The organism is Mycobacterium sp. E2327, from assembly GCF_001672675.1.
GTDB lineage: Bacteria > Actinomycetota > Actinomycetes > Mycobacteriales > Mycobacteriaceae > Mycobacterium.
In genome coordinates this window covers 1-4,268 of record NZ_LZKE01000009.1, presented here as the reverse complement: position 1 = coordinate 4,268, position 4,268 = coordinate 1, and the positions used below count along the sequence as shown (strand labels likewise).

At 71.3% G+C, this 4,268-nt stretch carries 5 protein-coding genes; 4 read left to right on the top strand and 1 reads right to left on the bottom strand.

The annotated features are described in order from the left end of the window. From A5712_RS01225 to A5712_RS01210, 4 genes are all read left to right on the top strand, one after another. The coding region (locus A5712_RS01225) for an arabinosyltransferase C-terminal domain-containing protein (protein WP_197519268.1) at positions 1–1,844 on the top strand (1,844 nt) is incomplete at its 5' end. Positions 1,845–1,894: 50 nt separating this feature from the next. Then, positions 1,895–2,227 carry a helix-turn-helix transcriptional regulator gene (locus A5712_RS01220; RefSeq protein ID WP_068100367.1) on the top strand — a complete coding sequence of 111 codons (333 nt, stop codon included), beginning with the start codon at positions 1,895–1,897 and terminating at the stop codon, positions 2,225–2,227. Then, positions 2,224–2,706: an SRPBCC family protein gene (locus tag A5712_RS01215; protein ID WP_068100364.1), complete on the top strand. Its 483-nt coding sequence runs from the start codon at positions 2,224–2,226 to the stop codon at positions 2,704–2,706. The genes A5712_RS01220 and A5712_RS01215 overlap by 4 nt, the downstream gene beginning before the upstream one ends. After that, on the top strand, positions 2,703–3,326 hold the full coding sequence (locus A5712_RS01210) for a maleylpyruvate isomerase family mycothiol-dependent enzyme (protein WP_068100362.1): 624 nt from the start codon (positions 2,703–2,705) through the stop codon (positions 3,324–3,326). Before A5712_RS01215 ends, A5712_RS01210 begins: the two co-directional genes overlap by 4 nt. A 7-nt stretch (positions 3,327–3,333) precedes the next feature. Here the strand turns inward: A5712_RS01210 and A5712_RS01205 are convergent. Next, the coding region (locus A5712_RS01205) for a BTAD domain-containing putative transcriptional regulator (RefSeq protein ID WP_068100360.1) at positions 3,334–4,268 on the bottom strand (935 nt) is incomplete at its 5' end.

The following is a 4,268-nucleotide window of genomic DNA, read 5'->3' as shown; positions in this document are numbered from 1 at the left end:
TGCTGGCCGCCGCCACGGTCACCGTGATCCTGATTTTCCGTGACCAGACCCTGGCCGGCGAAATGCAGGCGACCGCGCTCAAGCGCGCGCTCGGACCCAGCCTGAGCTGGTTCGACGAACACCTCCGCTACGAGCGGCTGTTCATGGCCAGCCCCGACGGGTCGGTCGCCCGCCGATTCGCAGTGCTGGCTCTGGTGTTGGCGCTGGCGATCACGGTCGCAATGTCGTTGCGCAAGGGCCGGATTCCCGGCACGGCCGCCGGGCCGAGCCGCCGCATCGGCGGGATCACCATCATCTCGTTCGTCGCGATGATGTTCACCCCCACCAAATGGACCCACCACTTCGGGGTGTTCGCCGGGCTGGCCGGGCCGCTGGGCGCGCTAGCCGCGGTCGCCGTGACCTCCGTCGCCATGCGGTCCCGGCGCAACCGCACCGTCTACGCCGCCGTCGTGGTGTTCCTGCTGGCACTGTCGTTCGCCAGCGTCAACGGCTGGTGGTACGTGTCGAACTTCGGTGTGCCGTGGTCGAATTCGTTCCCCGCGTGGCACTACGCCTTCGCCACGGCCCTGCTCGGGCTGACGCTGTTGGTGCTGCTGCTGGCCTCGTGGTTTCACTTCGTCAACCCGGATAACGGGCCACCCAGGACCCGCTACGGCGCACGGGTGGCCGGAATCGTCCAGTCCCCCTTGGCAATTGCGGCGTGGATCCTGGTGGCGTTCGAGGTCGCATCTCTGACGCTGGCGATGACGGACCAGTACCCGGCGTGGTCGGTCGGTCGCTCCAACCTCGAGGCGCTGACTGGAAAGTCCTGCGGGCTGGCCGAGGATGTGCTCGTCGAGCCGGACCCCAACGCCGGCATGCTGACGCCGGTTACCGGCCCTGCCGCCGACGCGCTGGGCGCGGGCCTCTCGGAGGCCTTCACCCCCAACGGCATTCCCGCCGACGTGCGCGCCGACCCGGTGATGGAACGTCCCGGTGACCGCAGCTTCATCAACGAGGACAGGTCGACCACCGGCGCCGAGCCCGGCACCGAGGGCGGCACCAACCCGGCACCCGGGATCAACGGTTCGGTCGCCCAGCTGCCCTATAGCCTCGACCCGGCCCGCACCCCGGTCCTCGGCAGCTGGCGCGCGGGCATCCAGGTTCCGGCCCACCTGCGCTCGGGCTGGTACCGGCTGCCCGCCCGCGACAAGGCGCGACCGCTGCTGGTGGTCAGCGCGGCGGGCCGCTTCGACCCCCGCGAGGTCCAGGTGCAGTGGGCCACCGACGACGAAGCGGCCGGCGGGCACCCCGGTGGCTCGTTCCAGTTGTCGGACGTCGGCGCCTCCCCCGCCTGGCGCAACCTGCGGCTGCCGCTGTCGGCCATCCCGGGCGCCGCCACCCAGATCCGCCTGGTCGCCGATGACGAAGACCTGGCGCCGCAGCACTGGATCGCGCTGACGCCCCCGCGGATTCCGCAGCTGCGCACGCTGCAGGACGTCGTCGGGTCCAAGGACCCGGTGTTCCTGGATTGGCTTGTCGGCCTGGCGTTTCCGTGTCAGCGCCCGTTCGGCCACCAAAACGGCGTCGACGAGACGCCGAAGTGGCGCATCCTGCCCGACCGCTTCGGCGCCGAGGCCAACTCACCGGTGATGGACAACAACGGCGGCGGCCCGTTGGGCGTCACCGAATTGCTGGTGAAGGCGACCACGATGGCGACCTATCTGAAGGACGACTGGTCGCGCGACTGGGGCTCGCTGCAACGGTTGACGCCCTTCTATCCCGACGCCCAGCCCGCCCAGCTGCAGCTCGGAATCGCGACGCGCAGCGGCCTGTGGAACCCGGCGCCGCTGCGCCGCACCTAGCGATACGCGCCCTTGCCGGCGCCCTATCGGTAAGCCTAGACTTACGGTTCGTGGCCACTTACCGAGCCGTCGGCGACGGTGACGCCTGGCTGGCGCTGGCCGACGGAACACGGCGCTCCATCGTGGAACGCCTTGCGCACGGCCCGGCGGCGGTCGGCGAATTGGCCCGCGACCTGCCCGTCAGCAGGCCCGCCGTTTCTCAGCACCTGAAGGTCCTCAAGTCCGCGGGCCTGGTCCGCGACCGCGCCGCGGGAACGCGTCGCGTCTACCACCTCGACCCGACCGGTCTCGAGGCGCTGCGCGCCGACCTCGACCGGTTCTGGTCCCAGGCGCTGGCGGCCTACGCGAAAACCATCGATGAAAGCGAGGGGGAACCGTCATGACCCGAACACCCAACGTCGCGCACCACGTCGTCGTCAACGCCCCGATCGAGCGCGCGTTCGCCGTCTTCACCGAACGGTTCGGCGACTTCAAGCCCCGCGACCACAACCTGCTCGCCGTCCCGATCGCCGAGACCGTCTTCGAGCCCCGCGTGGGCGGGCACATCTTCGACCGCGGCGTCGACGGCAGCGTCTGCCGATGGGCGCGCATCCTCGCCTACGAGCCGCCGCATCGGGTGACGTTCAGCTGGGACATCGGCCCGACCTGGCAGGTGGAGTCCGATCCGGCCAAGACCAGCGAGGTCGAGGTCCGATTCACCGCCGAGTCCGCCGACCGCACGCGCGTCGAGCTTGAACACCGCCACCTCGACCGGCACGGCCCGGGTTGGGAGTCCGTCGCCGACGGCGTCGACGGCGACGCCGGCTGGCCGTTGTACCTGGACCGCTACGGCCGCCTGCTCAGCGTCGAGGCGCATCGATGACGACCACCCTGATGACCATGGCGCACGCCGAGCGCGCCGACCTCGCCGACTTCCTGTCCACCCTCGCTCCACCGGACTGGGCGGCGCCCAGCCTGTGCACGAAATGGAGCGTGAAAGACGTTGTCGCGCATGTCATCAGCTACGAGGAGCTGGGCGCCGCGGGGCTGCTGAAGCGGTTCGCGAAGGGCTGGGTCGTGCGGGCCAACCAGGTCGGCGTCGACGAGTTCTCCGGGCTGAGCCCCGAGCAGCTGCTCGCATTCCTCCGTGGCCATCTCGAACCCCGCGGCCTGACAGCCGGTTTCGGCGGAATGATCGCGCTCGTCGACGGCACGGTCCACCACCAGGACATCCGCCGCTCGCTCGGCCGGCCCCGCACCGTCCCCGCCGATCGGCTGCAGCGGGTGCTCGGGCTGGTGCCCGGTAACCCCCGGCTCGGGGCGGGGCGCCGGATCCGGGGGCTGCGCCTGCGCGCCACCGACGTCGACTGGACACACGGCAACGGACCCGAGGTCAGCGGCCCCGGGGAGGCGTTACTCATGGCGATGACCGGGCGCCCCGCGGCGCTCGCCGACCTCGAGGGCCCCGGCCGGGACACGCTGGCCCACCGGCTGCGCCGGTAGCCGACCGTCAGCCCGGGCCGACTTCGAAGGTGAACTCGTGACCGCCGATGCGGATGCGGTCGCCGTTGGCCAGGGGAGCGCTGCCACGGATGCGCTGGCCCTGCACCTCCACCCCGTTGGTGGACCGCAGGTCGGTCATCATGAAACCCGTTCCGATGTCGGTGATGACGGCGTGGTGGCGGCTGACGTCGGTGTCGTCGAGGACGACGTCGTTGTCGGTGAAGCGCCCGATCCTCGTGGTCGCGCCGGTCAGCGGGTGAGCCCGCCCGGTCTGGTCGATCAGCCGGGCAAGGGCGGATTCCGCGAGCTGGATGCTGGCGGTCGTGGGCTCCTGCCGGTAGGCGCCGCGCTTGTGGGTGGTCAGGTCGGCCCGCCGCAAACCCAACGGCTCCTGCCGCAGGATCCGCTCGTGCAGCGCGCTCACGGTGCGGCCGGGGTCGATGCCGAGCCCCTCGGCGAGGGCCGTCTTCAGCCGACGGTAGGCGCCGAGCGCGTCGGACTGGCGCTCGGTGACGTAGTAGGCGGTGATGAGCTGCGCCCACAGCGGTTCGCGGTAGGGATGTTCGGCGGTGAGCGCCTCCAGCTCGCCGATGACCTCGCCGGCGCGTCCGCAGGCGATCTCGGCCTCCGCGCGGGCGGTGTGGGTGGCCACGTTTTCTTCCATCAGCGCGGTGGCGAAGGCGTCGACGAAGGCGTAGTCGCGCAGGTCGTCGAGCACCGGCCCGCGCCACTCGCCCAGCGCCAGTGAGAACTGCCGGCTGGCGTCCTCGAAGCGCCCCGCCGCGGCGGCCTGGTTTCCCGCGAGCTTCGCGGCCATGAAGCGCCCCAGGTCGCAGTCGGCGTCGGCGACGCTGAGCTGGTATCCCGGCGGGGCGCTCGCCAGCACCTGGTACGGGTCGGCCCCGGCGTCGCGCAGCAGCCGGCGCAGGTTCGAGATGTGGG